24 protein-coding genes are annotated in these 26,283 nt (G+C 62.1%); 10 read left to right on the top strand and 14 right to left on the bottom strand.

Annotated features, from left to right (window positions below; genetic code table 11):
- Window position 1 precedes the first annotated feature (1 nt).
- Window positions 2-1,237 (bottom strand): hybrid sensor histidine kinase/response regulator, encoded by a 1,236-nt coding sequence (locus BC363_RS32590; RefSeq protein WP_244519994.1) that lies wholly within the window; start codon window positions 1,235-1,237, stop codon window positions 2-4.
- 9 nt (window positions 1,238-1,246) lie between these two features.
- Complete coding sequence (locus tag BC363_RS36170; protein WP_244519993.1) at window positions 1,247-1,777, bottom strand: hypothetical protein; 531 nt, start codon at window positions 1,775-1,777, stop codon at window positions 1,247-1,249.
- A 70-nt stretch (window positions 1,778-1,847) separates the two neighbouring features.
- On the opposite strand from BC363_RS36170, the gene BC363_RS32585 reads away from it, so the two are divergent.
- The 3 genes from BC363_RS32585 to hpaH all read left to right on the top strand — a co-directional run bounded on the left by BC363_RS32585 (window position 1,848) and on the right by hpaH (window position 4,267).
- Window positions 1,848-2,507 (top strand): response regulator transcription factor, encoded by a 660-nt coding sequence (locus BC363_RS32585; protein ID WP_065784309.1) that lies wholly within the window; start codon window positions 1,848-1,850, stop codon window positions 2,505-2,507.
- Window positions 2,508-2,715: 208 nt separating this feature from the next.
- Window positions 2,716-3,330 carry a LysE family translocator gene (locus BC363_RS32580; protein WP_065784308.1) on the top strand — a complete coding sequence of 205 codons (615 nt, stop codon included), beginning with the start codon at window positions 2,716-2,718 and terminating at the stop codon, window positions 3,328-3,330.
- 133 nt (window positions 3,331-3,463) lie between these two features.
- Window positions 3,464-4,267: a 2-oxo-hept-4-ene-1,7-dioate hydratase gene (gene hpaH / locus BC363_RS32575; RefSeq protein WP_065793359.1), complete on the top strand. Its 804-nt coding sequence runs from the start codon at window positions 3,464-3,466 to the stop codon at window positions 4,265-4,267.
- Between the two features lie 154 nt (window positions 4,268-4,421).
- On the opposite strand, the gene BC363_RS32570 is transcribed toward hpaH, so the two are convergent.
- The 4 genes from BC363_RS32570 to gcl all read right to left on the bottom strand — a co-directional run bounded on the left by BC363_RS32570 (window position 4,422) and on the right by gcl (window position 9,517).
- Window positions 4,422-5,690, bottom strand: coding sequence for a glycerate kinase (locus tag BC363_RS32570; RefSeq protein ID WP_065784306.1), 1,269 nt, complete (start codon window positions 5,688-5,690; stop codon window positions 4,422-4,424).
- A gap of 310 nt (window positions 5,691-6,000) precedes the next feature.
- Window positions 6,001-6,921 (bottom strand): 2-hydroxy-3-oxopropionate reductase, encoded by a 921-nt coding sequence (glxR, locus tag BC363_RS32565; RefSeq protein ID WP_244512936.1) that lies wholly within the window; start codon window positions 6,919-6,921, stop codon window positions 6,001-6,003.
- Window positions 6,891-7,706, bottom strand: coding sequence for a hydroxypyruvate isomerase (gene hyi / locus BC363_RS32560; RefSeq protein WP_065784304.1), 816 nt, complete (start codon window positions 7,704-7,706; stop codon window positions 6,891-6,893). Before hyi ends, glxR begins: the two co-directional genes overlap by 31 nt.
- A gap of 26 nt (window positions 7,707-7,732) precedes the next feature.
- Entirely contained in the window at window positions 7,733-9,517 is a 1,785-nt protein-coding gene (gene gcl, locus BC363_RS32555) for a glyoxylate carboligase (RefSeq protein ID WP_065784303.1), read from the bottom strand.
- A 170-nt stretch (window positions 9,518-9,687) separates the two neighbouring features.
- Here gcl and BC363_RS32550 point away from each other — a divergent pair, with 170 nt between their 5' ends.
- Complete coding sequence (locus BC363_RS32550; RefSeq protein WP_065784302.1) at window positions 9,688-10,509, top strand: IclR family transcriptional regulator; 822 nt, start codon at window positions 9,688-9,690, stop codon at window positions 10,507-10,509.
- A gap of 66 nt (window positions 10,510-10,575) precedes the next feature.
- Here BC363_RS32550 and guaD read toward each other — a convergent pair whose 3' ends face one another.
- Both guaD and BC363_RS32540 read right to left on the bottom strand, forming a co-directional pair.
- Window positions 10,576-11,931 (bottom strand): guanine deaminase, encoded by a 1,356-nt coding sequence (gene guaD / locus BC363_RS32545; protein WP_065784301.1) that lies wholly within the window; start codon window positions 11,929-11,931, stop codon window positions 10,576-10,578.
- Complete coding sequence (locus BC363_RS32540) at window positions 11,928-13,166, bottom strand: urate hydroxylase PuuD (protein WP_065784300.1); 1,239 nt, start codon at window positions 13,164-13,166, stop codon at window positions 11,928-11,930. Before BC363_RS32540 ends, guaD begins: the two co-directional genes overlap by 4 nt.
- A 147-nt stretch (window positions 13,167-13,313) precedes the next feature.
- Between BC363_RS32540 and BC363_RS32535 the strand changes: the two genes are divergently transcribed.
- Window positions 13,314-14,228: a LysR family transcriptional regulator gene (locus BC363_RS32535; protein ID WP_065784299.1), complete on the top strand. Its 915-nt coding sequence runs from the start codon at window positions 13,314-13,316 to the stop codon at window positions 14,226-14,228.
- Window positions 14,229-14,261: 33 nt separating this feature from the next.
- Here BC363_RS32535 and BC363_RS32530 read toward each other — a convergent pair whose 3' ends face one another.
- Window positions 14,262-15,242, bottom strand: coding sequence for a zinc-binding dehydrogenase (locus BC363_RS32530; protein ID WP_065784298.1), 981 nt, complete (start codon window positions 15,240-15,242; stop codon window positions 14,262-14,264).
- 99 nt (window positions 15,243-15,341) lie between these two features.
- On the opposite strand from BC363_RS32530, the gene BC363_RS32525 reads away from it, so the two are divergent.
- Window positions 15,342-15,719: a helix-turn-helix domain-containing protein gene (locus tag BC363_RS32525; protein ID WP_065784297.1), complete on the top strand. Its 378-nt coding sequence runs from the start codon at window positions 15,342-15,344 to the stop codon at window positions 15,717-15,719.
- Window positions 15,720-15,721: 2 nt separating this feature from the next.
- On the opposite strand, the gene xdhC is transcribed toward BC363_RS32525, so the two are convergent.
- The 4 genes from xdhC to uraH are packed head-to-tail and all read right to left on the bottom strand — an operon-like array spanning window position 15,722 to window position 20,814.
- Window positions 15,722-16,591 (bottom strand): xanthine dehydrogenase accessory protein XdhC, encoded by an 870-nt coding sequence (xdhC, locus tag BC363_RS32520; protein ID WP_065784296.1) that lies wholly within the window; start codon window positions 16,589-16,591, stop codon window positions 15,722-15,724.
- A complete protein-coding gene (gene xdhB, locus BC363_RS32515; protein ID WP_065784295.1) occupies window positions 16,591-18,942 on the bottom strand; it encodes a xanthine dehydrogenase molybdopterin binding subunit in 2,352 nt (783 codons plus the stop codon). The genes xdhC and xdhB overlap by 1 nt, the downstream gene beginning before the upstream one ends.
- Window positions 18,943-18,954: 12 nt before the next feature.
- Window positions 18,955-20,436 (bottom strand): xanthine dehydrogenase small subunit, encoded by a 1,482-nt coding sequence (gene xdhA / locus BC363_RS32510; protein WP_065784294.1) that lies wholly within the window; start codon window positions 20,434-20,436, stop codon window positions 18,955-18,957.
- A gap of 6 nt (window positions 20,437-20,442) precedes the next feature.
- Window positions 20,443-20,814 (bottom strand): hydroxyisourate hydrolase, encoded by a 372-nt coding sequence (gene uraH, locus BC363_RS32505; RefSeq protein WP_025428592.1) that lies wholly within the window; start codon window positions 20,812-20,814, stop codon window positions 20,443-20,445.
- Between the two features lie 171 nt (window positions 20,815-20,985).
- Here uraH and puuE point away from each other — a divergent pair, with 171 nt between their 5' ends.
- Genes puuE through BC363_RS32490 form a run of 3 tightly spaced genes read left to right on the top strand, consistent with a single transcriptional unit; the run spans window position 20,986 to window position 23,948 of the window.
- Complete coding sequence (puuE, locus tag BC363_RS32500; RefSeq protein ID WP_065784293.1) at window positions 20,986-22,401, top strand: allantoinase PuuE; 1,416 nt, start codon at window positions 20,986-20,988, stop codon at window positions 22,399-22,401.
- 9 nt (window positions 22,402-22,410) lie between these two features.
- Window positions 22,411-23,433: an allantoicase gene (alc, locus tag BC363_RS32495; protein ID WP_065784292.1), complete on the top strand. Its 1,023-nt coding sequence runs from the start codon at window positions 22,411-22,413 to the stop codon at window positions 23,431-23,433.
- 29 nt (window positions 23,434-23,462) lie between these two features.
- Window positions 23,463-23,948: an ureidoglycolate lyase gene (locus BC363_RS32490; RefSeq protein WP_065784291.1), complete on the top strand. Its 486-nt coding sequence runs from the start codon at window positions 23,463-23,465 to the stop codon at window positions 23,946-23,948.
- 69 nt (window positions 23,949-24,017) lie between these two features.
- Here BC363_RS32490 and BC363_RS32485 read toward each other — a convergent pair whose 3' ends face one another.
- On the bottom strand, window positions 24,018-24,866 hold the full coding sequence (locus tag BC363_RS32485) for an AraC family transcriptional regulator (RefSeq protein ID WP_083223548.1): 849 nt from the start codon (window positions 24,864-24,866) through the stop codon (window positions 24,018-24,020).
- A 110-nt stretch (window positions 24,867-24,976) separates the two neighbouring features.
- On the opposite strand from BC363_RS32485, the gene BC363_RS32480 reads away from it, so the two are divergent.
- Complete coding sequence (locus BC363_RS32480; RefSeq protein WP_065784290.1) at window positions 24,977-26,230, top strand: cytochrome P450; 1,254 nt, start codon at window positions 24,977-24,979, stop codon at window positions 26,228-26,230.
- The last annotated feature ends 53 nt before the right edge of the window (window positions 26,231-26,283 follow it).

Raw genomic sequence — 26,283 nt, 5'->3', positions numbered from 1 at the left:
CTCATTCGGCTGCGGTTTTGCGTGCCTCGCTCAACAAGGCATCGATTGCCTCCTGTAGATGTTCGGCATCGACCGGCTTGTGCAAGAGATGATGGCCGCTGGTGCCGACCTCGCGCAAGCGTGCCGGAGAGGTATCTCCTGAAAGCACGATGACGGGTACGGGGCGGCCGAGATAGGTCACGACTTCACCGATTGCCTCCAAGCCGGTTCGCCCGCCGGCGAGCCGGTAGTCGCTAATGACCAGGTCGATCGGCGTCGGCCCGCGCCGGGCGGCTTTGGTATGATTGCGGCAGGCCTCGGCGGCGGAACGACCGGGATAAACACTATAACCGAGTGTTTTCAGAAGCAGGCTCAACGCATCAAGCGCATCGCGCTCGTCATCGATCACAAGGATGCCGCCAAGGCGAGGCGTTGCAGGCTTCGCCCGATCGCCCCGCCCCTGCAGAGGCACAGGCGCGGCCATCGGCAGCAGCACCGAAAACATCGACCCGCGCCCTTCGACGGAGCGCACCCGGATGCGATGGCCCAGTAGATCGGCCATGCGCTGAACGATGGCAAGCCCGAGGCCGAGGCCCTGTGCCCGGTCTCGGGCCGGGTTTTGCAGTTGCACGAACTCCTCGAAGATCGTTTTCTGGTCCTCCAAGGGAATGCAGATGCCGGTGTCCCATACCTGGATTTCGATCGCGCCGTTGCAACGGCGGCACCCGAGCAGCACGCGACCGCTCCTGGTGTAGCGGAACGCGTTGGAAACGAGGTTGTCGAGTATACGCTTCAGCATCATCGGATCGGTATGGACCCAGACATCCGTCATGACGACCTGCCACTCCAGGCCCTGCCCCTTCGCGAGACCGGTGAACTCCTCCCGCAGATCCGTCAACAAGCGCCCCAACGCCAATGGTTCACGCGCGACTGTCACGACGCCGGCGTCGAGCTTGGAGATGTCAAGAAGTGCGTCGAGCAGGCCGCTCAGATTGCCGATCACCGAACGCGCCCGACCTGCGAGATCGCGGGCATCCGCGGCGGTGACATTGCCGTTACGGCCGAGCGCCGCGAGGGTGGAAATGAACAGGCTCAACGCGTGTATCGGCTGGCGCAGGTCGTGGCTGGCAGCCGCGAGAAAACGTGACTTGGCACGATCGGCCGATTGGGCGCGGTCCCGCTCTTCCTGCAAGCTGCCGATCAGCGCCAGATTCTCGAAGCGCAAGCGCACCGTCTCGGCGATCGAACGGTAGGTCACCCGGCTGTACTAGAGATTGACCCCGACAAGGCAGAGCGTGAAGACGAGATAGATATCATAGATCGCGCCCTCCCCCATGAAACAGCGAAACGCAAATGGCAGCAGCATCCCCAGCAGCGAGCCGGCATAGGCCGGTGGAAATGCCGAGAGCGATGGCACGGCCCCGCAGGCAAGCCCCGTGACGACGATGCAGACGAAGGCCAGGGCGTGCGGCTGCTCCGGCAGGAAGGCAAAAGCGGCGAGCATTCCCCAAAGAGCACTGGACGACCACGACAAAACCGCGAAGCGCCACGCCCATCTGCGCCAGTTCGCATTGCGCTCGGCTTGAGGACTGCGGCGATAGCAGCGGTCGAGAATGATGCGTGCCATTGTCAGCGCGTAGAGAGCAGCGATCCATCCCTCAAGCAAGTCTGACGGCACCCACTCCTTCAGAACGTAGGCAACCGGTAGTGGAATGGCAAAATTTGCGAACAGCACCGCGTAAGATTGACGAAATAGTAGTTCTATCAGGAGAGGTTGCAATCGCTCACGCTGTTCCATTGCGCCGCCTCTGCTCGCCGGACTGGTTATCGTTGCCGACAATTGCTGATTTCAATGAAGGATTGCTTACATGTCGAAGGCCATCACCGTCACCGTTGCCGACGACCACGCCATCGTGCGCGAAGGCTTGAAGATGCTGCTCTCGACGATGGAAGGCATATCGGTGGTTGGTGAGGCCGCTGATGGCGAAGCCGTACTGACGCTTGCCCGGAGCGAGCCGGCAGACCTTCTGATCCTCGATCTCGGCATGCCGGGCGTGGCAGGCATCCAGTTCATTGCCGACCTTCGCGCGATAGCGCCGAGGATGAAGATTCTGGTGCTCACCGCCAATATAGAACCGCGAACGGTGCGGGCCGCCATCGATGCCGGTGCCAACGGTTACCTCACGAAGAATGGCGACCCTGCCGAGCTTTCCGCTGCCGTCGACGCGCTCGGCGCCAACGAAATCTACCTCGCGCAATCGATACGTTTTGCAGTCAGCGACCCGGAACGACAGACACTGCCCGCCGCCAACGACGAAGCGCTTTCGCCCATTCCTCTGACCAGGCGCGAAATGCAGATCCTTTCGCTCGCAGCACAGGGCCTGACGGCGCGCGAGATTGCCGAGCGGCTCGGCATCAGCCCTCTCACGGCACGCAAGCACCGCGAAAACCTGATGCGCAAGCTCAGCCTGCATAGCGCCGCCGAGATCGCCGCCTACGCGGTTCGCATCGGCCTGCCCATTGGCTGAAATCCGCATGCTGCGCGTGCTTCATCGATGACATTCCCTTAACCACCCCATCATTAGCCGCAGGTTCGCGGCTCCGAAATACGGCACCTGCCGTATGTCGCCAAAGCACAACCAAGAGTAGTTTTCTGCCGGCTCGATTTCCGGACTGACCGGGTCGAGACGAATGCCGCACTGCCCGAGGAGCAGCCGGCAAACCGGAGGAACTGCGATGCCCTCGATCGAGCACTGGATTTCGTTTGCGGTCGCCACGGCGATCTTTGCCTGCATGCCCGGGCCAGCCATTCTCTATATGACGGCCCAGACACTGGCCCATGGGCGCAAGGCCGGTTTTCTGGCGGCTCTCGGCATTCATATCGGCTGCTATGTGCATATCGCCGCCGCAACCCTCGGGCTTGCCGCCCTTCTCAGTCACGCACCGTTTGTCTACGCAGCGATCAAACTCGCCGGCGCCGTCTATCTGGTCTGGCTTGGCGGCACGATGCTGCTCGGCATCGGCAAGCATGGCGGCCATAAGGCGGACACCAGGCCGGGCGTGCTGCGCGACAGCATCCTCGTCGAAATCCTCAACCCGAAGACCGCGTTGTTCTTCATGACGTTCCTGCCGCAGTTCGTCGATCCGGCAGCGGCGATGCCGGTCTCGCTGCAGTTTCTGGTCTTCGGCATGCTGGTCAATCTGGCGTTGTCGTCCGCTGATGTCGCAGCCGTGTTGCTCGCATCCCTCACCCTTGGCCGTTTCGCTGGCGGCCAGAGCCGGCTGGTCCCGCGCGCCTGCGGTTCCATCCTCATCGGCCTCGGCATGATGCTGGCAACGCAGTCCGTCTGACGCGAGGCGTCTTGCAACCAAGCCTTTCCTATCCCGGCTGTTTCGGCGATGATATCCAGGCCTTGAACGCTCGAAACCCTTCGGATGCCCATCGCAAGGCCATGGTTGCGTCCATGCGAGAGGAAGCGGTCGTATGCTCAGCCCTGCCGAGATTTCACAAGCAGCCGAGAGTCTTCACCAGGCCGAAGTCGATCGCAGCCAAATCGGCCTATTGTCCCTCAAGCATCCCGGCATGACGATAGACGACGCCTATGCGGTTCAGTCCGCCTGGGTCCGGCGCAAGCGGGACCTCGGCCGGCGGATCATCGGCTTTAAGATCGGGTTGACATCCAAGGCCATGCAGCAGGCGCTGAACATCGACGCGCCGGATTCCGGCGTGCTGTTCGACGACATGCTGTTCGAGGACGGCGCCACCATTCCCGCCGATCGGTTCATCCAGCCCCGAGTAGAAGCAGAAATCGCCTTCGTGATGAAGGCGCCGCTCAAGGGCCCGCGCGTCACCGTCCTGAACGTGCTCAACGCGACCGACTTCGTCATCCCTGCCTTGGAGATCCTTGATACCCGCATCGTCAGACGCGATCCGGAGACGCAGCAGGCGCGGGGCATCGCCGATACGATCGCCGACAATGCTGCAAATGCCGGGCTGATCCTTGGGGGACGACCGATGCGGGCCGACGCGGTCGACATGCGCTGGATGGGCGCCATCGTCTCGCGCAACGCCGAAGTCGAAGAAACCGGACTGGGCGCCGGTGTTCTCAACCACCCCGCCCGCGGGATTGCCTGGCTTGCCAACCGCCTGGCGCAATATGGCGACGCGATCGAACCGGGACAGATCGTGCTTTCCGGTTCGTTCGTGCGTGCGGTGGAGGCACGCAGCGGCGACACTTTCGTTGCCGATTTCGGCAACCATGGCACAGTCGGCTGCCACTTCGCCTGAAGCGCCGCCTGACCAAGCGGCACCAATGCGTTGGAGCGTTTCCGGTCTAAACGGAACCGCAGAAACGCTATAACTCTTTGTTTTTACGCATTTCCTGACGGAAAACCGCTTCGCACTTTTCCTGGAAATGCTCTAGTAGCTCTATCCTCGCGTGCTATTGCACCAGGATAGCCCGGAAATCGTTGACATTGGTACCCGTCGGTCCGGGCTTGAAGATATCGCCAAGCGCGTCGAAGGCGCTCCAGCTGTCATTCCGCTGCAGAAACGCTGCCGCGTCGAGCCGTTGCTCGGCCAGCCGCGCGATGGTGGTGCCATCGGCAAAGGCACCCGCATTGTCCTCGGAACCGTCGATGCCATCGGTATCGGCAGCAAGCGCCGAAACGCCCTTGGCGCCATCAATGCCGAGCGCCAGGGACAGCAGGAACTCGCTGTTGCGCCCGCCCTTGCCTGCGCCACGCATGGTCACGGTCGTCTCCCCGCCGGACAGAACGACAACGGGCTTCGGGAAGGGTCGGCCGCGGCCTGCGACCTCGCGGGCAATCGCCGCGTGAACGCTGCCGACGTCACGCGCCTCACCTTCGATCGCGTCTGACAGGATGATCGCCTCGATGCCGGCTTCCCGCGCCTTGGCGGCCGCCGCTTCGAGCGAGACGGAAGCGGATGCGATCAGGCGTACCTCGTTGGCGGCGAAACGCGGGTCGGACGGCGACGGCGCGTCGGCTGCCGCATCGGCGAGCCATACCAGAACTTTTTCGGGGAGTTGCAAGCCGTAGCGCTCAACGATCTTCAGCGCGTCGGCTCGGGTGCTTGCATCCGGCAAGGTCGGGCCGGAGGCTACCAGTGCCGGGTCGTCGCCGGGTATGTCCGATACGACGAGAGAAACGACCTTCGCCGGGTAGGCCGCGGCTGCGAGCCGGCCGCCCTTGATCATCGAGACATGCTTGCGCACGGCATTCATGGCGCTGATCGGCGCGCCCGAGGCGAGCAGCGCCCGGTTGACGGCAACTTCATCATCAAGCGAAAGCCCCGGGGGTGGCGAAGGCAGCAAGGCCGAACCGCCACCGCAGACAAGGGCAACGACCAGATCGTCTTTCGACAGTCCGCTGACCTCGGCGAGCAAGCGTCGCGAGGCCTGCAGACCGCTTTCGTCCGGCAGCGGGTGCGATGCTTCCAAGACTTCGATGCGCTGGCATTGGGCTGCATACCCGTAGCGGGTGACGACGACACCGGAAAGTGGACCGTCCCAGTGGCGCTCGAAGGCTTGCGCCATCTGTGCCGCGCCCTTGCCGGCACCCACCACGACGGTCCGGCCCTTTGGCCGCTCCGGCAAATTGGCCGCGATCACCAGTGCCGGATCGGCAGCGGCAACAGCAGAGGTGAACAGCGTCTCCAGGAAGCTGCGTGGATCGGTGATGGCTGGCATTGGTCTCCCCCGAGAGCATGTCGCATCGCCTTCGATGCTCTACTACCTGTCATTCGCAACTCCGGACGCAAAGCTACTGCGCGCTCTTGCTGGAATTGCTTACAGCGCCGCGCGTCTATTTAGACGCGCAAAGGTCGCTGTAACACTTTGAGTTGCTGCATAATTTTGTCCTTAAATAGATTCCGATTTAAGGAATTATGCAGTAGTCGTCTCGGGCGGCGGTTCCTCCTACCGCCGCCCGGACACATGATCGGCCCGGTGCAATGGGTCTCCGGACGGATCATGCGCATTTATGCGGCCGGCAACGGTCTCAGGCGACCTGATGGTTCGCCATGCGCTCCAAGGCGCGTACCAGGCCGGAATGGTCGAGCCCGCTGTCACCGTTGGCGGCGCAGTTGTTGAACAGTTCCTGGGTCGCAGCCGTGTTGGGCAACGAAATACCGAGGGATTTCGCCCCCTGCAGCGCCAGGTTCAGATCCTTCTGGTGCAGCGAGATGCGGAAGCCCGGATCGAAGGTGCGCTTGATCATGCGCTCGCCATGCACTTCGAGAATGCGCGAGGAGGCAAAACCACCCATCAGCGCTTCGCGAACCCGCGCCGGGTCGGCGCCGGCCTTCGAGGCGAAGACGAGCGCCTCGGAAACCGCCTCGATCGTCAGGGCGACGATGATCTGGTTGGCGACCTTGGTCACCTGGCCATCGCCACAATCGCCAACGAGCGTGATGTTCTTGCCCATCAGCTTGAAGAGCGGCAGGGCGCGGTCGAAACTCTCCTGCGAGCCGCCGGCCATGATCGAAAGCGAGGCGTTCTTGGCGCCGACTTCACCGCCGGAGACCGGCGCATCGACGTATTCCGCACCGGTTTCACGAACCTTCTTGGCGAACTCCTTGGTCTCGATCGGCGAGATCGAGCTCATGTCGATGACCAGCTTGCCCTTGGAAAGACCGTAGGCGACGCCGTTCTCGCCGAAGAGCACGTCCTTCACTTCAGGCGTATCGGGCAACATCAGGATGATGGTGTCAACGGTCTCGGCAAGTGCCTTCGGCGTCTCGACGAACTTCAGGCCGTTGTCGAGCAGTTCCTGGCGCGGCGGGATCGCGAACTTCGAGGTGATGATCGTGTGTCCGGCATCCTGCAGATGGCGTGCCATCGGCGTACCCATGATGCCCAGTCCAATAAAGCCGATCGTTGCCATTGTGCTTAACTCCTGATCTTGATGATATCTGCGGATTGCGTGCGCTTGCGCTCGGCGCCAAGCCAGCCGAGGCCTTCGGCCGTGGTCGTGCGCGGCTTGTATTCGCAGCCGATCCAGCCGTCGTAGCCTGCCTCTTCGAGTGCATCGAAGACGTGGGGATAGTTGATCTCGCCGGTACCCGGTTCGTTGCGGCCGGGGTTGTCGGCAAGCTGGACGTGGGCGATGCGGCCGGCAAAGCGCCTGTAGGTGCCGATGAGTTCGCCCCGCGTGCGCTGCTGATGGTAGAGGTCGTACTGGATGAAGAGATTGTCGCTGCCGACCTCGTCGATGATCGAAGCGGCCTGTTCGACCGTGTTGAGATAGAAGCCGGGAATATCGAAGTGGTTGATCGGCTCGATCAGCAGGCGAATGCCCTGCTTGCCGAGTTCGCTCGCGGCCAGCTTAAGGTTGGCGACCAGGGTGCTGCGCAGTACGGCTTCCGGGACCCCGTCCGGCGCAATGCCGACCAGGCAGTTGACCTGTTTGCAATCAAGCGCGGTCGCATAGTCGATGGCGCTGGCCACGCCCTTGCGGAACTCGTCGATCCGGTCAGGCAGGATGGCGATACCGCGCTCGCCACCGGCCCAGTTGCCGGCCGGCAGGTTGTGCAGCACCTGTTTCAGACCGTGGCGCTGCAGCTCGGCGCGCAGGCTCACCTTCTCGAATTCGTACGGGAAGAGATACTCGACGCCCTCGAAGCCGGCTTTTGCAGCAAGGGCAAAACGATCGAGGAACGGTGCCTCGGTAAACAGCATTGTCAGGTTCGCAGCGAACTTCGCCATGCGATGTTTCCTCCTTGTGATTGTTTTCAGTCGAGAAGCGCTTCGATCGCGGTCGGTACGTCCTCGCCGCGGATCGCCAGTTCCTCGAACTCGACGACGGCATTGATGTCCGCACCCATGGAGATGTTGGTGACGCGCTCGAGGATGAACTCGATGACGACGGGAACCTGGTGCTCGTCCATCAGCGCCCGCGCCCGGTCGAAAGCCTCCTGGAATTCATTCGGGCTGCGCACCCGGATCGCCTTGCAGCCGAGCCCTTCGGCGACGGCGACATGGTCGACGCCATAACCCTTCTCCGCGTCTTCAGACGCATTGATGTTGTCGAAGGCGAGGCTGACTTCGAAGTCCATGTTGAAGCCGCGCTGCGCCTGGCGAATGAGGCCGAGATAGGAATTGTTCACGACGACGTGCAGATAGGGCAGCTTGTGCTGGGCCCCGACCGCCAGTTCCTCGATCATGAACTGGAAATCGTAGTCGCCGGAAAGCGCGACGATCGGCCGATCGGGATCGGCGGCACGCACGCCAAGGGCGGCCGGCAGGGTCCAGCCGAGCGGGCCGGCCTGACCGCAATTGATCCAGTTGCGCGGCTTGTAGACATGCAGGAACTGGGCGCCGGCGATCTGGCTGAGGCCGATGGTCGAGACATAGCAGGTGTCGCGGCCGAAGGCCTTATTCATCTCTTCATAGACACGCTGGGGTTTGAGCGGTGTCTGGTCGAAATGGGTCTTGCGCAGCATGGTCCGCTTGCGCTCACGGCACTCCTCCGCCCAGCCCGACCAGTCACGCAGCTTGCCGGCCGTCTTCCACTCGGTTGCAACGTCGAGGAAAAGCTTCAAAGCTGCGCCGGCATCAGACACAATGCCGAAATCCGGAGCGAAGACTCGGCCGATCTGGGTCGGTTCGATATCGACATGAACGAACTTGCGGCCTTCGGTATAGGTCGGGACGTTGCCGGTGTGGCGATTGGCCCAACGGTTGCCGACGCCGAGCACGAAGTCGGAGGCGAGCATGCTGGCATTGCCGTAGCGATGCGACGTCTGCAGGCCGCACATGCCGGCCATCAGTGGATGGTCGTCCGGGATCGTACCCCAGCCCATCAGGGTCGGGATTACAGGAATGCCGGTGATCTCGGCAAATTCCGTCAGCAGGTCAGAGGCATCGGCGTTGATGATGCCGCCACCGGCAACGATCAATGGCCGTTCGGCCTCGTTCAGCATCGCGATCGCCTTTTCCGCCTGCGCGCGCGTCGCCTTCGGCTTGTAGGGTTCGAGCGGCTCATACGTCTCGGGATCGAACTCGATCTCGGCGAGCTGAACATCGACCGGCAGGTCGATCAGGACCGGTCCCGGCCGGCCAGAGCGCATCAGGTGAAAGGCCTTCTGGAAGACGAAGGGCACCAGCGCCGGCTCCATAACGGTGACGGCCCACTTAGTGACGGGTGCGGCGATCTTGGCGATATCGACCGCCTGGAAATCTTCCTTGTCCAGACGGGCGCGAGGCGCCTGGCCGGTGATGCAAAGAATCGGGATCGAGTCGGCAGAGGCTGAATAAAGCCCGGTGATCATGTCCGTGCCGGCCGGCCCCGACGTGCCGATGCAGACGCCGATGTTGCCGTGCTTGGCGCGAGTATAGCCTTCCGCCATATGCGAGGCGCCCTCGACGTGACGTGCAAGGATATGGCGAACCGAGCCGCGCGCCCTGAGGGCGGAATAAAACGGATTGATGGCCGCACCGGGGACACCGAAGGCACAATCGATGCCCTCTTTTTCGAGAACGTAAACAGCCGCATCGACGGCGCGCATCTTAGCCATGGAAACTCCTCCTATTTGATGAAACGATACCCCATCAACGGCGATATGCAACATATAAATGGGATGCATTTCCATCAGACGGAAATAAACATCTTCAAGAATTTCGAAACAATCGATCCTGGTCCTGCTAGAGGATGATAGGAATGACTCGGGCGGCTGGAGGATGGATCATGGATGCGACAGGCAAGGGAAAACGCGGTCGGAAGGCAGGCGAAAATGCAGCGCCCGGCTCCGTGCAGGTGCTCGACCGCAGCCTGACGCTGCTGGCAATCGTTGCCGAGAACGACGGCTCGACATTGACCAACTTGTCTGACGTCACAGGGATGGCGCCATCGACCGTGCACCGGCTGCTGACGTCGCTGGCCAACCACGGCATGGTGATGAACGACCCCGACACCGGCGCCTGGACGATCGGCCTCAAGGCCTTCGAGATCGGCAACGCCTATCTGCGCTTCCGCAAGCTTGGCACCATCAGCCGCCCGTTCCTGAAACAGCTGATGGAAGAAAGCGGCGAGACCGCCAACATCGGCATCGAGGAAGGTGGAGATGTCGTGTTCATCTCGCAGGTGGAAAGCCATGCCCCGATGCGGGCCTTCTTTCGCCCCGGCCGGCGTGGGCCAATCCATGCATCGGGCATCGGCAAGGCGATCCTGTCGACATGGGCCGACAAGGATGTCGCACATCTGCTGGCCGGCCGCGAGCTGGCGCATTTCACCGACAAGACACGCGACAACCTGCCGGCCCTGCTGCAGGACATTCAGAAAATTCGCCAGCGCGGCTGGTCGATTGACGACGAGGAACACACGCTCGGCATGCGCTGCGTGGCCGCGCCGATCTTCAACGAATATGGGGAAACGATCGCCGGAATCTCGATCTCGGGACCATCCGTGCGCGTCAATGACGACAAGCTCACGGTGCTGGGACCGGTCGTGCGCGAGCGCGCCGATGCCCTGACCCGGGCCATGGGCGGCAAGCGCCCGGAAGATCTCTGACAGAAAAGCCTCCCCTTGGGAGGGGAGGCTCGTGCATGTCGTAGATCGGGGATTTTCAGCTTCGGTTCAGACCGTCTCGAGCACCTGGCTACCGTTAATTCCCACCTTAGCAGCCTGGGTGCCTGCACGATGTTTCATCGGCTTGCCGGCAACATAGGTTTCTGCCACCGAACGGTCGTCACCCATCGTCTGCAGGATGAAGAGTTCCTCGGCGAGTGTGCTGGCCACGCGCATTCTCAGCTCCATCGACGGCTTTGCGCGACTGTCGAGCACGACGATGTCGGCGTCGGCGCCGATATGCAGCGAGCCGATGCGGTCCTCGAGATCCAGAGCCCGGGCGTTGCCGAGTGTCATCATGTAGAACGAGTTGAACGGCGAAAGCCGCTGGCCCTGCAGATGAAGAACCTTGTAGGCCTCGTCCATGGTTTCCAGCATCGAGAAGCTGGTGCCGGCGCCGACATCGGTTGCCACCGACCAGCGCGCGCCGAGCTTGTCGAAACGGTCGCGATCGAACAGGCCTGAGCCGAGAAACAGGTTCGAGGTCGGACAGAAGGTGCCGACAGCGCCCGTCTCGGCGAGAACCGAAATCTCGCGATCGCTCAGATAGATGCAGTGCCCGAGCAGCGTCTTGCGCGTCAGGAGATCGTAGCGCGCATAGATGTCGGTGTAATCCTTCGCTTCCGGGTAGAGCGATGTTGCAAAAGCGATCTCGTCCTTGTTCTCGGAAAGATGCGTCTGCACGTAGCATTCCGGATGTTCGGCGACGAGCGCGCGGCTCATCTCCATCTGCTCCGGCGTCGAGGTAATGGCGAAACGCGGGCTGATGGCGTAATGCGCGCGGCCGCGGCCGTGCCACTTGCCGATCAACTGCTTCGTCTCGTCATAGCCGAGTTGCGGCGTGTCGCGCAGCGCGTCGGGCGCATTGCGGTCCATCATCACCTTGCCGCCGATCATCAGCATGCCGCGGTCTTCCGCAGCACCGAAGAAGGCATCGACGCTTTCGGGATGGACCGAGCAATAAGCGACGGCAGTGGTCGTGCCGTTGGAAAGCAGCTCGTCCATGAACCGGCCGGCGATGAATTCCGCATGCTCCGGCTGACGGAACTTCTGTTCCTCGACGAAAATGTAGGTGTTCAACCATTCGAGCAATTGCGCGCCATAGGATGCGATCGCCTGCGTCTGCGGGAAATGCAGATGCGTGTCGATCAGACCCGGCAGCACCAGGTTCGGACGGTGGTCGGCAACCTTGACGTTTGTGCCGGCGCGGCGAGCGACATCCGCATGCTCGCCGATGTCGGCAACCTTGCCGTTGCGCACCAGAACGGCGCCATCTTCAAAGTAGCGATAGGAGGCGGTATCGTCGACGCCCTTCGGTGCTTCGACGAAGGTCAGCACGCGGCCGCGGATCAGCAAATCGGTCATTGGACCTTCTCTCCCTTTACAACCGTTTCATACCAGGCGACAAGAAGCTTGCGCTCGTCGTCGGATATGCCAGTGACATTGGCCGGCGGCATGGCGTGCGAGCGGCCGGCCTGCAGATAGATTTCACGCGCATGATTTGCGATTTCGGTATCGGTCTCGAGCGTCACGCCCTTCGGCGGCACGACCAGCCCCTCCCAGCCGGGCTCCTTGGCATGACACATGGAACAGCGGCCAAGGACGGTATCGCGAACCTTCGGAAAGGCTTCGGCTGTGACGAAGGGCTGCTGCGCGGCCGAAACTTTTGCCTCTTCGTCACCGCTCAGGATCTTCGGCACGGTCGACAGCCACATGATGACGATGAACAGCAGCGCAGTCGCAAGCCAGGTCCAGGTCGGATTGCCCTTGTCGGCATGGCGCGTATTGAAATAGTGGCGGATGGTCACGCCCATCAGGAACACCAGCGAGGCGATGATCCAGTTGTACTCCGTCCCGAACGCCAGCGGATAGTGGTTCGACAGCATCAGGAACAGCACCGGCAGCGTCAGGTAGTTGTTGTGCGTGGAACGCTGCTTGGCGATGACACCGAATTTCGCGTCCGGCGTGCGGCCGGCGATCAGGTCCGCAACGACGATCTTCTGGTTCGGAATGATGATGAAGAACACGTTGGCCGACATGATCGTCGCGGTGAAGGCGCCAAGATGCAGGAAGGCCGCGCGGCCGGTAAAGAGCTGTGTATAGCCCCAGGCCATGGCGACCAGGATGAAATACAAAAGCACCATCAGCTTGGTGTTGTCGCGCCCGGCCGGCGACTTGCAGATCGTGTCATAGGCAAGCCAGCCGAAACCGATCGATGCCAGCGAAATGGCGATCGCCGTCGTCGTCGACACGTCGAGCACATTGGGATCGATCAGATAGAGGTCGGCGCCGGCGTAGTAGACCATGCACAGCATGCCGAAACCGGAAAGCCAGGTGACGTAGGATTCCCATTTGAACCAGATCAGGTGCTCCGGCATGTTTGATGGCGCCACCAGATACTTCTGGATGTGATAGAAGCCGCCGCCGTGAACCTGCCATTCCTCGCCATAGGCTCCCACCGGCAGATCGGGTCTTTTCTTCAGGCCAAGGTCGAGCGCGACGAAATAAAACGACGAACCGATCCACGCGATACCGGTGATGACATGCAGCCATCTCATGGCAAAGGTGAGCCAATCCCAGGCTATGGCATACTCGTACATGCAATTCTCCCATTTCTCCGTGGCGCATTATGTGTCATTGCTGGAGGTCGCGGGAACGTCGCTGCTTCACCAACACTTTCAAAAAAAACTATAAAATCGCGACGGAATGGATGCGTTACATAAGGCCCGGAGGAGAAATCGGGAGGCATGTCATATCTGGACAATGTGCGCGTCTTCGTACGCGTCGTAGAGCTTGGAACACTGTCGGCGGCTGGTCGTGATCAGCGCGTAACGCCGGCGGTTGCCAGCAATAGAATCAAAGAGTTGGAACGCCACATGGGCGTTCGGCTGTTCAATCGAACGACACGAAAGCTGACCCCGACGGAGCACGGTCGTGTGTTCTACGACGGTGCCGTCAAGATCCTCGAAGCGGTCAACGAGGCGGAAAATGCCATCGCGGATCTGTCGCACAATCCGAAGGGCGCGCTGAAGATTACCGCTCCGCTAGGGATAGGTCGGCGGCTGATCGCCTCGGGCATTCCGGAATTTCACGACAAGTATCCGGATATCGAGGTGCGGCTGCGGCTCTCCGACCACAACGTCGACATCCTGTCGGAAGGGGTCGATGTCGCCTTCAAGCTTGGCATTCTCGAAGACTCGAACCTGCGCATGCGCGGCATCATGAATTGCGAGCGGGTCGTCTGTGGCGCACCCGCCTACTTCGAAAAACGCGGGATACCGCAGACGCCGGACGATCTCATCGCCGACAAACACGACTGTCTGCTGCTGCGTTACCCCGGGTCCAAGGAATACTTCTGGACGTTGCAGACGCCGGAGGGCGTCAGGAAATTTGAAGTGACCGGGCCTTATGATTCCGATGACGGCGACGTGCTGACGCAATGGGCGCTCGACGGGCGCGGCATCATCAACAAGCCGCTTTTCGAAGTGAAGAGCCACATCAATACCGGCGAGCTAGTACCAATCCTGGCGGCGACACCGCCGCTCGGCGTGCAATTGGCCGCGATCTATCCGCACAAGCGCTTCCAGGATCCGAAGGTGCGGCTGATGATCGACTATATGGCCGAGCGCTGTCAGCGGCTGATCGGCAAGATGCTGACCTGACCGCCGCGGCAATACAGCGCTCTTTTCCATGGACTACGGTACGAGCACGATCTTGCCGATCGTGCTTCGCGTTTCCATGGCGCGGTGCGCCTCTGCCGCTTGTCCCAGCGGAAACCGACCACCCACATGGACCTTGAGCCGCCCTTCTACGACGCGACGGAACAGATCGCAGAGGTCGGCCTTCATGGTTGAAGGCGTGAGCGACGGCAACAAGGCGAACCCGCGCAGAGATTGATTGGCTGACAGCATCTGTTCGATATCGGCAGTTTCGAGTTCGAAGCGCCCCATCGCACCGAAGACGAGGTCACCGCCTTGCGCCAGAACGCCAAGCGCCGACTTGGTGACGGATCCACCCACCATGTCATAGATCGTCTCGACGGGCCCACCCGCCGGACGCGCCCCGAGCGCCGCATGCCAATCCGCCGCCCGGTAGTCGATCGCAAGGTCCGCGCCGAGCGAGCGAGCGAATGCGACTTTCTCGCTGCCACCCGCAAGCCCGATCACCGTTTTGGCGCCCGCCTCTCTTGCAAGCTGAATGAGCAGTGAGCCGACACCACCGGCCGCGGCGGTCACCAGCACGGTCTTGCCCCGGGGATCGCTCTGCCGAACGAGATGAAGCGCCGTCAGTCCCTGGATCATCAGCGCCGTCGCCACCTCGAACGAAACCTCGTCGGGGATCGGCACGAGGGCGTCCGCGTCGATCGCGACATATTCGGCACATCCGCCCGCCCCGCGGCCGAAGGCGAACATCGGCACGGCGACACGCATGCCGACTGCCGGCGTCTTCACGCCCGCGCCCAGCGCCTCGACAATGCCCGCCACCTCGACACCCGGCGCCATCGGCAGATCAGGCGTGACCGCATAGCGATCCTGCCGCATCAGAACTTCGAAGAAATTGAGCCCGATCGCGCCAACCCGCATCAGCGCTTCACCGCGCGCCGGCAGCGGCTTCGGCATGTCGATCAGTTGAAGGACTTCGGGGCCTCCGAAGGTACGGTATTCGATTGCTTTCATGGATCTCGACCCGATTTGATTGGCTTCGATCGCTAGTTAGCGCTAGGCTCCGGTTTGGCTCTACACACCCTTTTGTTCCATACTGACCGAATGGTAACCATGGCCGATATCATCAAGAGACTGCCGTCACTGCCATCCGAGCGTGCGCTCAAGGTGATCTCCGGACGATGGAAGGCCGTGATCCTTTATCATCTGTTCGACGGCCCGCGGCGGCTCTCGGAATTGCGACGACTGGTGCCCGCCGTCAGCCAGAAAGTGCTGATCCAGCAACTGCGCGAGATGGAAGAACACGGCCTCGTTCATCGCGAGATCTTTCGCGAAGTGCCGCCCCGAGTGGAATATTCGGCAACGGCTCTGGGACAGAGTCTTGAGCCGGTCCTGCTCGCCCTTTGCGAATGGGGGCAGCGTCACGCCGAAGAACTGGGTGAATTCGATCAGGTCGGCGACTGCGTCATCCGACCGCGCCAAAGCGCCTGAGGTCAGGCGCCGATGCGCTTGCCTGCCTTGACCGACGAAACGGCGGGTGCTTCCCAATGGTAGTTGAGCGCGGCGGTCATGATCTCGGCAGCGGCCAGGGCCGCAATGACGGCCGGCCTCTTGTCCTTCACCGCCGTGCCGCCGATCGGGCAGATGAGACGGTCGAAGAGATCGGGCCGGCCGATTTCCCGCGACAGCCAGCTCTTGAAGGTTGAGCGCTTGGTCTTCGAACCGATCATCCCGACATAAGACGCGTCGTCACGCCTAAGCGCCTCGGCTGCAATCAGGAAGTCGAGCGCGTGGTCATGGGTGAGGATCACGAAGGCGCTTCCGCGCGGGGCATCGCGGACCACCGCCTCGGGCATCGCCGTCAGACAAGTCTCGATGCCGTGAATGTCGGCGGCCGAAAGCTCATCCTCGCGCGTGTCGACGAGGATGGTGCGCACCGGCACAAGCGACAGCGCCATCGCCAGTGCATCGCCGACATGTCCGGCGCCGAAAACATAGACATGGGGTCGACTGGCAAACTCCAGATCGCTGCGTTCAATCAGCATGGCCGCTTTCTCCCGATCAATGCGCGTGAAGGCCAGCGCGACACGCCCGCCGCAACACTGGCCGATCTCGGGGCCGAGCGGGATCGTCATCGTATCGGCGTCGTCGCCGCGCTTGAGCGCGCGCCGCCCATGATCGATCGCCATATATTCGAGCTGGCCGCCGCCGATGGTGCCGAAAAGGCCGTCCGGCGCCACCAGCATCCAGGCGTCGGTGTCGCGTGGCGTCGAGCCAGCGGCACCCGTCACCTCGACCAGCACGCAGTCCGGCTCGCGGCGCAGGAAGTCCCTGATATCCTCTCTGCTCGCAACCATCGCCATCAATCCTGTGCCACCACCTCTTGCCTTGCAGCGGTCCGTAGCCGCTCGATCGCCATCAGCACCCGCTCCGGCGTCGCCGGCGCGTCGATGCGCGGAGGGATACGATACTCCGCAACGCTCGCCGCTGCCATCGACAAGGCTTCCAGAACCGAAATGCCCAGCATGAACGGCGGTTCCCCGACGGCCTTCGACCGACGGATCGTTTCCTCGCGGTTAACCGACCATTCGGCCAGGCGGACGTTGAACACGCGCGGACGATCGGAGGCAAGCGGGATCTTGTAGGTCGACGGCGCATGCGTGCGCAGCCGCCCCTTGGCGTCCCACCATAGTTCCTCGGTGGTGAGCCAGCCCATGCCTTGGACGAAGGCGCCTTCGACTTGCCCCAGATCCAATGCCGGGTTCAGCGATCGGCCGACATCGTGCAGGATGTCGGTGCGATCGACCTGATATTCGCCGGTCAGCGTATCGACGCTGACTTCGGAGCAGGACGCGCCATAGGCATAATAGAAGAACGGACGGCCGCGGCCCTCCGAGCGGTTCCAATGGATCTTCGGCGTCTTGTAGAAACCGGCCGCCGAAAGCTGGATTCGGGCGCCATAGGCGAGCTTGATGAACTCGCCGAAAGCTAAGCGTTCCGCGCCGATGCGCACGGTATTCGGCTCGAAGGCGACATCGGCTTCGCTAACATTCCAGCGTTCGGCGGCAAAACGCACCAGCCGCGCCTTGATCTGCTGCGCCGCATTGGCGGCCGCCATGCCGTTGAGATCGGAACCCGAGGACGCCGCTGTCGCCGACGTGTTCGGCACCTTGCCGGTCGTCGTCGCCGTCACCTTGACCCGATCGAGATCAACCTGGAACTCGTCGGCCACCACCTGGGCAACTTTGGTATAAAGCCCCTGCCCCATCTCGGTGCCACCGTGGTTGAGGTGGATCGATCCGTCGGTATAGACGTGCACCAGGGCGCCGGCCTGGTTGTACTCGGTCTTGGTGAAAGAGATGCCGAACTTGACCGGGGTGAGCGCGATGCCGCGCTTGATAATGTGGTTTTCGCGGTTGAAGGCGATCACGGCTTTTCGGCGCGCGGCGTAATCGGCCGAGGTTTCGAGTTCCTCGATGATGCGGCCGATGATGTTGTCTTCGACCGTCTGGTGATAAGGCGTGAGATTGCGGCCCTCACCGCCATAGAAGTTGAGCTTGCGGATTTCGAGCGGATCCTTGCCGACGGCATAGGCGACATCCTCGATCATGCGTTCGCCGCCGACCATGCCTTGCGGACCGCCGAAGCCGCGAAACGCCGTGTTCGAGACGGTGTTGGTCTTCAGCGGCTTCGAGCGCAGACGGACATTCGGGTAGAAGTAGCAGTTGTCGGCGTGAAAGAGCGCACGATCGGTCACGGGACCGGAGAGATCGGCGGAGAAACCGCAGCGCGCCGCAAACACCGCATCGACCGCCTCGATGCGGCCCTCGTCATCGAAGCCGACCTTGTAGTCGACATGGAAGTCGTGACGTTTGCCGGTCGCCGACATATCGTCGTCCCGGTCGGGCCTGACCTTGACGGCGCAACGGTACTTCTTCGCGGCCAGGGCCGCCACGGCTGCGAAGATATTGGCCTGCGTCTCCTTGCCGCCGAAGCCGCCACCCATGCGGCGCACGTTGACGGTGACCGCGTTGGACGGCACGCCAAGCACGGCTGCCACCATGTGCTGGGTTTCGCTCGGGTGCTGTGTGGAGGAATATACCAGGACCTCATCGTCCTCGCCGGGGATGGCAAAGGAAATCTGGCCTTCCAAATAGAAGTGGTCCTGGCCGCCGATGCGCATCTCGCCTTCGACGATGTTCTTCGCCTTGGCAAAGCCGGCTTCGATGTCGCCACGCTCCAGCTTCAAGGGATCGATCACCAGCGGATAGTTCGCGGCCACAGCCTCCAGCACGTCTGTCACATGCGGCAGGTCACGGTATTCGATCTTGACCTTGGCGGCTGCACGCCTTGCCGCTTCGCGCGATGTGGCAATGACGGCGAAGATCGGCTGGCCATGGAACTCCACCTTTTCGGTGACGAAGATAGGCTCGTCGTGCTTGTGCGCGGGGCTGATGTCGTTTTCGCCGGGAATATCGGCAGCAGTCAGGATACCGATGACACCCTCGCTGGTGCTGACCGCGTCGAAATCGATCGACAGGATATCGGCATGCGCGCGCTGGGACAGGCCGAGATAGCCGTGCAGAGTGCCGGCCGGTTCGGGAATATCGTCGATGTACTCAGCCGTTCCCGACACGTGCTTGTGGCCGGATTCGTGCCGCTCGTTTTCGTGGACGCCACCGCGGATGCGGTCGATGGGCTGCATCACATTCATGGGTCTCACCTCCTAGACGGCAACGGCAATGTTGCGGTCGATCCGGATGTTTCCGGTCGCCTGCGTTTCGAGATAGAAGCGGCGCAGCAGGTTCTTCGCAACCAGCTGACGATACTCCGCCGAGGCCCGCCAATCGGTGAGCGGCGTGAAGTCCTGGTCGAAGGCGGAGATCGCCTGCTCGACCGTTGCCTCGCACCAGGCCTTACCCTTGAGTGCCGCCTCGACATGAGCTGCCCGCTTCGGGGTTCCGGCCATGCCGCCGAAGGCGATCACCGCATCGGCGACATCGCCGGCACCGTCAAATGTCAGGCGGAAGGCACCGCAGACGGCGGTAATGTCCTCATCCAGACGCTTGGTGATCTTGTAGACGGCAAAGCTGGTGTCAGCTTCGAGGAAGGGAATGTGGACCGCCTCGACAAATTCGCCGGGCTCACGATCCTGCTTGCCATAGGCGATGAAGAAATCTTCGAGCGCGACGGCGCGGCGGCGGGCGCCCTTGCGCAGCGTCACCGACGCGCCGAGCGCGATCAGCGCCGGCGGCGTGTCGCCGATCGGTGAACCGTTGGCGATGTTGCCGCCAACCGTACCCATGTTGCGGACCTGCTGTCCGCCGATCCGGTCCCAAAGCTCGCGCAATTGCGGGAAGTGCTCGGTGATGACGGGATAGGTTTCGGCATAGCTGACACCGGCGCCAAGCGTCACGCCCTTGTCGTCGACAGTGATGCGGCGAAGCTCTTCGAGATGCGTGAGGTGCACGACCGGCGCGATGTCGCGCATGAACTTCGTGACCCAAAGGCCGACATCGGTCGAGCCGGCGACGATGGTCGCCTTCGGATTGGCTTCGAGAACATCGGCAAAATCGTCGACGGACGCCGGCAGCATGAACAGCTCAGCTCCCTCGCCGATCACCACGCGGCGACCGTCCTGAAGGCTCGAGAGTTCGCCGGCGATCCGGTCGCGCTCGGCAAACAGTGGATCCTTGCCGAGATCGCCGATGGTCGAAATCGCTTCCGCCGCGCGAATGATCGCCGCATAGCCGGTGCAGCGACACAGGTTGCCCTGCAGCGCCTTCTCGATTTCGGTGACCGAGGGCTTCGGATTTTCCATCCAGAGCCCATAGAGCGACATGACGAAGCCGGGCGTGCAGAAGCCGCATTGTGAAGCGTGCGTCTCGACCATCGCCTGCTGGACGGGGTGGAGCGGGCCACCCGGCGTTGCCAGCGAATCCACGGTCACCACATGACAGCCGTCGAGCGAGCCGACGAAGCGGATACATGCATTGACGGATTCATACTTGAGCTGCCCGCCAAGCATGCGGCCGACGAGCACCGTGCAGGCGCCGCAATCCCCTTCGGCGCAACCTTCCTTGGTTCCGCGCAGGTTGCGATCGATGCGCAGGAAATCGAGCAACGTCTGCACTGCAGAAACGTCGGAAAGCTCGACAAGGCGGTGGTTCAGGAGGAAACGGATCGTGTTTCGGATCTGGATGGTCATTGCCGATCAGCTCCCACGGTAGGTCGAGTAGCCATAGGGCGACAAGAGCAACGGCACATGATAGTGCGCCGCCTGGTCGTCGATACCGAAGCGGATGGGGATGACATCAAGGAACGGGTTGGCGCCGCGCGCAGCTTCAGAGCCGAGATAGTCGCCGGCGTGAAAATGCAGCTCGTAGGTGCCAGCCTGCATCAGCGATCCGCTCAACAGCGGTTGATCGCAGCGTCCGTCGTCATTCGTCCTGACCGAGCGCAGATGTGTCTGCCGCTCCCCCTCGATACGGTAGAGCTCGATGCGCAGGTCCTTGGCCGGCTTGCCACTGGCCGTGTCGAGCACATGGGTCGTCAGACGGCCGTCGTTTCCACCATGAGATTGCATGCGTTTTGCTCCTCCCGAAGTCAGCTTTCCAGTTCGCAGTATCCCGGTGAGCCAGTGCATTGAGAAGCAGGCGGATCATTCGAGACTTTCAAATTTTTTGGGGGGAATGACGCTGCAAAAATCCCGTTAGGAATCAGCCCGCAGAGACAAATGTCTGGAGGACTGCTTCAAATGAGATACCCCCGCGATCTTCACGGCCATGGCCCGAACCCCACCACCGTCTGGCCTGACGAGGCGCGGATTGCCGTGCAATTCGTGATCAATTACGAGGAAGGCGGCGAGAACTGCGTGCTGCATGGCGATGCCGCATCTGAGGCATTTCTGTCGGAAATCGTCGGCGCGCAGGCTTGGCCCGAACAGCGACACTGGAACATGGAATCGATCTATGAATACGGCGCGCGCGCCGGATTCTGGCGGCTCCATCGCATGTTCACGGAAAAAGCGGTGCCGGCGACGGTCTATGGCGTAGCAACCGCGCTGAAGCGCTCCCCTGCCCAGGTGGCAGCCATGCAGGACGCCGGCTGGGAGATCGCCTCGCATGGTTTGAAATGGATCGAGCACAAGGATTTCAGTCCGGAACGGGAGCGAGAAGAGATCACTGAGGCGATCCGGCTGCATTCGGTCGTCACCGGTGAACCGCCGCGCGGCTGGTACACCGGTCGCTGTTCGGAAAACACGCTCGATCTGGTCACCGAGACCGGCGGCTTCGACTACGTCTCCGACAGCTATGCCGACGACCTGCCCTATTGGCATGAACATGCCGGCCGCCATCAGCTCGTCATCCCCTATACGCTCGACACCAACGACATGCGCTTTGCGACTGCGCAGGGCTTCAACAGCGGCGATCAGTTCTTCAGCTATCTCAAGGACAGCTTCGACGTGCTCTATGCGGAAGGTGCCGCCGGTGCGCCGAAGATGCTCAGCATCGGCCTGCATTGCCGTCTCGTCGGCAGGCCGGGTCGCGCCGCAGCACTTGCCCGCTTCCTCGACTACGTAAAAAGTCACGAGAAGGTCTGGCTCGCCCGGCGCATCGATATCGCACGGCACTGGGCAAGGACCTATCCGTTCAAGGCCTGGGACGATCGTCCATCGCGACTTCCGGAGACTGATTTTGTCGCTCGCTTCGGTGGCGTCTTCGAACATTCCGAGTGGATCGCCAGGCGCGCATTTGCCGGCGAACTGTCGGCCGCCAGTGATACTGCGATCGGACTTGCAGCGGCACTGACCACAGTCTTCCGCGAGGCGACGCAAGAAGAGCGTCTTGCCGTGCTCAACGCTCACCCGGATCTCGCCGGCAAGCTGGCCCAGGCAAAGCGGCTGACGGAAAGCTCGACCAGCGAGCAGGCCTCTGCCGGCCTCGACGCGCTGACCGACGCTGAACGCGCACGTTTCACCGAACTCAACAGCGTCTACGTCTCGAAATTCGGCTTTCCCTTCATCATCGCGGTCAGGGGCCGCAGCAAGGAGGACATCCTCGCAGCCTTCGAAAGCCGGATCGGGAACGATCGCGACCTCGAACTTGAGACGGCATGCCGGCAGGTGGAAAGGATTGCGCTTCTCCGCCTCAAAGACATGCTGCCGAGCTGAGCCCAGGCGATGACGATCGACAGCGTCGGCCTTCCTGACTTCGCCCGCAAGGCGATCAACCTCGCCTCCGCCGGTCTCGGTGCGAGGCCGGTCTTTGCCACCGACGAGTTCTTCGCCCCGCTCGAGCGGCTGCTGCAGGATTGCCCCGCAGTCTTTCATCCGGGCGTCTATGACGAACACGGCAAATGGATGGATGGGTGGGAAACGCGGCGTCGGCGCGGTCCCGGCCATGACCATGCGATCGTCGCGCTTGCGGCCGCTGGCCGCATCGCCGGCTTCGATGTGGATACCGCGCATTTTACCGGCAATTACCCCTCTGCCTGCGCAATCGATGCCTGCCTGGCGCCTGATGGGCCTGATGAAACCACCGTGTGGACCGAACTGCTCAGCATGAGCCCGCTTGGTCCAAGCGCCCATCACCACTTCACGGCGCTTGCCGACGGGATCTGGAGCCATGTCAGGCTGCGCATCTATCCCGACGGTGGCGTTGCCCGATTGCGGGTCTACGGCACGCCGGAGCTCGACCGGGACCGGATCGGCGACGAGACCGTCGATGTCGCGTCCTCGCTGCTCGGCGGCCGGATCGTCGTCTTCTCCAACGGCCACTACGGCCATCAACGGCTGCTGGCACCCGGTCGGGGGATCAACATGGGCGACGGCTGGGAAACGCGGCGGCGGCGTGAACCCGGCAACGACTGGGTCATCGTCAAGCTTGCCGCGCGCACGTCGATCGAACGCATCATCGTCGATACCGCGCATTTCAAGGGCAATTACCCGGACGCCTGTTCGATGCAGGCGGCAGATCTCAGCGAGGCCGACTGCGCGGCCGATGCCTTGGTAACCGCTTCCTCCCTCTACTGGCGGGAGGTGCTGCCGCGCCAGAAGCTCAGCGCCGACAGCATCCACGACTACGGCCCCGGCGTGATCGAAGAGGTCGGTCACGCCACCCATGTTCGTCTCAACATCTACCCCGACGGCGGCATCAGCCGGCTGCGTGTCTTCGGGCGCATTACAAGGGCCGGCACCCCATAAACGACCAACATAGGACGGAGGAGCGTCACATGAAGGAGATCGAGATAAAGCCGCTGACACGCGAGGCATTCGCGCCATTCGGCGACGTGATCGAGACTGAAAACGCCTACAGTTTCCCCATCAACGGCGGAAAATGCACCCGCTACCATGACCTTGCCAAGATCGAGACCACCGGCGAAAAGGCCCGGCCAATGATCAGCCTGGTGCGCGGCGAGCCCTATCCGCTGCCATTGAAGCTGACCATGGTCGAACGCCACCCCCTCGGCAGTCAGGCCTTCATTCCCTTGACCGATAACCCTTTTCTGGTTGTCGTTTCGGCAGAGACGAAAGAAGGCCCGAGCGAGCCGATTGCCTTCCGGACCTCACCGGGCCAGGGCGTCAACATCGCCCGCAATGTCTGGCATGGCATCCTGACGCCGCTCGACGACGTCTCCGACTTCGCCGTGATCGACCGCGGCGGCGAAGGCATCAACCTTGAAGAGCATTTCTTCGAGGAGCCTTTCCTGCTGCGCTGACGACGGGTTCGAAACCAGAGGACGGGCCCGCTCCATCGGAGTGGGCGCCGTCATCTCTTCATGCGCGATCTAATATCCGCCGTCGCGCCTGAACCTGGTCGGGGTGTAACCGGTCAAACGGCGAAAATCGCGAGAGAAATGGTACGGGTCGGGATAGCCGCAATGCGCGGCAACCGCTGAAACCTTCGCGCCGGGCTCGACCAGCTGGCGTTTCGCCTGGTTGATGCGCTCGTGGCGCAGCCAATCCATCGGCGTCGTGCCGATCGTATCCTTGAATCTGCGAAAGAGTTGCGACGGGCTGAGACGTGCGAGAGCGGCAAGCTCGTTGATCGTCCAGGCCTTTGCAAGGTCCTTTCTGACCGCCGCAAGCACGCCGGTTATCCGATCGCGCAATGCAGGATCGTCGGTTGGTGCGGCACCGGCCAATCGCGGCGCACTCAGATTGGCAATCAGACCGGCAATCGCCGCGCTGACCAGTGCATCCGTTGCCGACGTGCGCTCGTCGAGATAGCCGATGACAGCCTGGAACGCAGCCCGTGCCGCTTCGCGATCGGAAGGTTCGAACAGCGGTGACTGTTGTACATTGAGGAAGGCATAGACATCGTCCAGCCCGTGTCCCTCGACGCCCATCCAGAGATAGCGCCATTCCCCGGCATCGGGCGCACAGCGATGCTCATAGGCCTGCGATGTGTCCAACCAGATCGACATGTCCTTCTGGGCGACGAACCGCTGTCCGCGCACCTCGATCAACCCCTGTCCCGCAGTGGTGTGAACCAGCACATGCTGGTGGAAGCGCTTGCGGATCGGTGGTTCCTCAGGCAACGCCACCCGAGCGCCGGCGACCAGCGCGGTGTAGGGAAACGCCCCGGCGAGACGCGCCGGTGTGTGAAAATAGATCTCTTCGCGCTCAGCCAACATGCGCGACACTCTGCATGCCGATGCGGGTTTTGTCCATTATCTTGCGAGAGCGCTGCATTTCATCGATCTGCCCGATGACGTTATCATGCAGTTTTTGCAGGGAGTGGCAGATGGCGGAGACCTTATCGACACAGGGCCGAGTGGAGGCAGCGTTCGCTCCCTTGTCTCCAGATTTCGCGCGCGATCCCTATCCCACCTATAAGGCGCTGCGCGACAAGGGCGGCCTGCACTATTTCGAGGATTTCGACATCTGGCTGGCGTCGCGCTTCGAGGACGTCTCGGCAATCGTCATGGACAAGCGCATGGTCCGCTCGCTCGAGGACATCGCAACATCAGAGGAAATCGCCGCCATCCAGCGCGCCGGCAACTGGCACGACATGCCGCATCACTCGCGCTTCGTGCAGTTCAGCCTGCTCGACAGCGACGGCGCCATACACGACCGGCTGCGCAAGCAGGTCTTCAAACTTTTCACGCCAGCGATGATCGCCAAGCTGCGCGATCAGATCCAGGCCTATGTCGACAGGCTGATCGACAGCCTTGCCGATCGCGGCCAGATCGATTTCGTCGACGATCTCGCGGCCCACGTACCCGGCCACATCATCGGCCGCCTGCTTGGCGTCCCCGACGAGGACTGTCCCCAGCTGCGCATCTGGTCCGAGAACATCGTCCAGTTCTTCGACGTCGACCGGTCGGATGAACGCAAGCGCATCGCCGAGACGAACACCACCGAATTCTACGAATACCTGACGGCACTGAAACACGAGCGCGAGCGAAGCCCCAAGGACGATCTCATCTCGGTTCTCATCGAGGCCGAGCGCGCCGGCGCGATGAGTTCAGACGAGTTCATTTCGACGTGCATGCTGATACTGATGGCCGGCCATGGGTCGACGATCGACGTGCTTGGAAGCGGCATGCATGCGCTACTGCGCTTTCCCGAACAGATGGCGCGGCTGCGCCGGGATCCGGCACTGATCCAGACGGCGGTGCAGGAGATGTTCCGCTACGAATCGCCCCTGCCGTTCTTCCATCGTCACTGCATCGAGGAGGTAGAAATCGGCGGACGAAATTTCGCGCGCGGCACGAAGTTCGGGCTGCTTTATGGAGCGGCGAACCGCGACCCCAAACAGTTCGAAAACGCCGATACATTCGACATCGGCCGCACCCCCAACAGGCACCTGGCCTTCGGCGGCGGCGTGCACTTCTGTCTCGGCAACCATCTCGCCCGGCTCGACATGGACATCATCTTCAGCACCTTGCTGCGGCGCTTCCCGACGATCGAACTTGTTGATGAAAAGCCGGAATATAAGCGCGGCCTCTCGGTGCGCGGGCCGAAGCGGCTGCAGATCGCCATCAAACCGACCTGAACGCCGGCAAGCGCGCGATCCAGCGCAATGCAATACGACCGATTTCAGATTTG

Source organism: Ensifer sp. LC384 (genome assembly GCF_001695865.1).
In the GTDB taxonomy this organism is placed as follows: domain Bacteria; phylum Pseudomonadota; class Alphaproteobacteria; order Rhizobiales; family Rhizobiaceae; genus Ensifer.
This window is presented reverse-complemented; position numbering and strand designations above follow the sequence as displayed.

Bases quoted from the DNA above. Each gene is read 5' to 3' on its own strand.
- BC363_RS36170 (WP_244519993.1), bottom strand. From the start codon at position 1,777: ATGGAACAGCGTGAGCGATTGCAACCTCTCCTGATAGAACTACTATTT.
- BC363_RS32585 (WP_065784309.1), top strand. From the start codon at position 1,848: ATGTCGAAGGCCATCACCGTCACCGTTGCCGACGACCACGCCATCGTG.
- BC363_RS32580 (WP_065784308.1), top strand. From the start codon at position 2,716: ATGCCCTCGATCGAGCACTGGATTTCGTTTGCGGTCGCCACGGCGATC.
- hpaH (WP_065793359.1), top strand. From the start codon at position 3,464: ATGCTCAGCCCTGCCGAGATTTCACAAGCAGCCGAGAGTCTTCACCAG.
- BC363_RS32570 (WP_065784306.1), bottom strand. From the start codon at position 5,690: ATGCCAGCCATCACCGATCCACGCAGCTTCCTGGAGACGCTGTTCACC.
- hyi (WP_065784304.1), bottom strand. From the start codon at position 7,706: ATGGCGAAGTTCGCTGCGAACCTGACAATGCTGTTTACCGAGGCACCG.
- gcl (WP_065784303.1), bottom strand. From the start codon at position 9,517: ATGGCTAAGATGCGCGCCGTCGATGCGGCTGTTTACGTTCTCGAAAAA.
- BC363_RS32550 (WP_065784302.1), top strand. From the start codon at position 9,688: ATGGATGCGACAGGCAAGGGAAAACGCGGTCGGAAGGCAGGCGAAAAT.
- guaD (WP_065784301.1), bottom strand. From the start codon at position 11,931: ATGACCGATTTGCTGATCCGCGGCCGCGTGCTGACCTTCGTCGAAGCA.
- BC363_RS32540 (WP_065784300.1), bottom strand. From the start codon at position 13,166: ATGTACGAGTATGCCATAGCCTGGGATTGGCTCACCTTTGCCATGAGA.
- BC363_RS32535 (WP_065784299.1), top strand. From the start codon at position 13,314: ATGTCATATCTGGACAATGTGCGCGTCTTCGTACGCGTCGTAGAGCTT.
- BC363_RS32530 (WP_065784298.1), bottom strand. From the start codon at position 15,242: ATGAAAGCAATCGAATACCGTACCTTCGGAGGCCCCGAAGTCCTTCAA.
- BC363_RS32525 (WP_065784297.1), top strand. From the start codon at position 15,342: ATGGCCGATATCATCAAGAGACTGCCGTCACTGCCATCCGAGCGTGCG.
- xdhC (WP_065784296.1), bottom strand. From the start codon at position 16,591: ATGGCGATGGTTGCGAGCAGAGAGGATATCAGGGACTTCCTGCGCCGC.
- xdhB (WP_065784295.1), bottom strand. From the start codon at position 18,942: ATGAATGTGATGCAGCCCATCGACCGCATCCGCGGTGGCGTCCACGAA.
- xdhA (WP_065784294.1), bottom strand. From the start codon at position 20,436: ATGACCATCCAGATCCGAAACACGATCCGTTTCCTCCTGAACCACCGC.
- uraH (WP_025428592.1), bottom strand. From the start codon at position 20,814: ATGCAATCTCATGGTGGAAACGACGGCCGTCTGACGACCCATGTGCTC.
- puuE (WP_065784293.1), top strand. From the start codon at position 20,986: ATGAGATACCCCCGCGATCTTCACGGCCATGGCCCGAACCCCACCACC.
- alc (WP_065784292.1), top strand. From the start codon at position 22,411: ATGACGATCGACAGCGTCGGCCTTCCTGACTTCGCCCGCAAGGCGATC.
- BC363_RS32490 (WP_065784291.1), top strand. From the start codon at position 23,463: ATGAAGGAGATCGAGATAAAGCCGCTGACACGCGAGGCATTCGCGCCA.
- BC363_RS32485 (WP_083223548.1), bottom strand. From the start codon at position 24,866: ATGTTGGCTGAGCGCGAAGAGATCTATTTTCACACACCGGCGCGTCTC.
- BC363_RS32480 (WP_065784290.1), top strand. From the start codon at position 24,977: ATGGCGGAGACCTTATCGACACAGGGCCGAGTGGAGGCAGCGTTCGCT.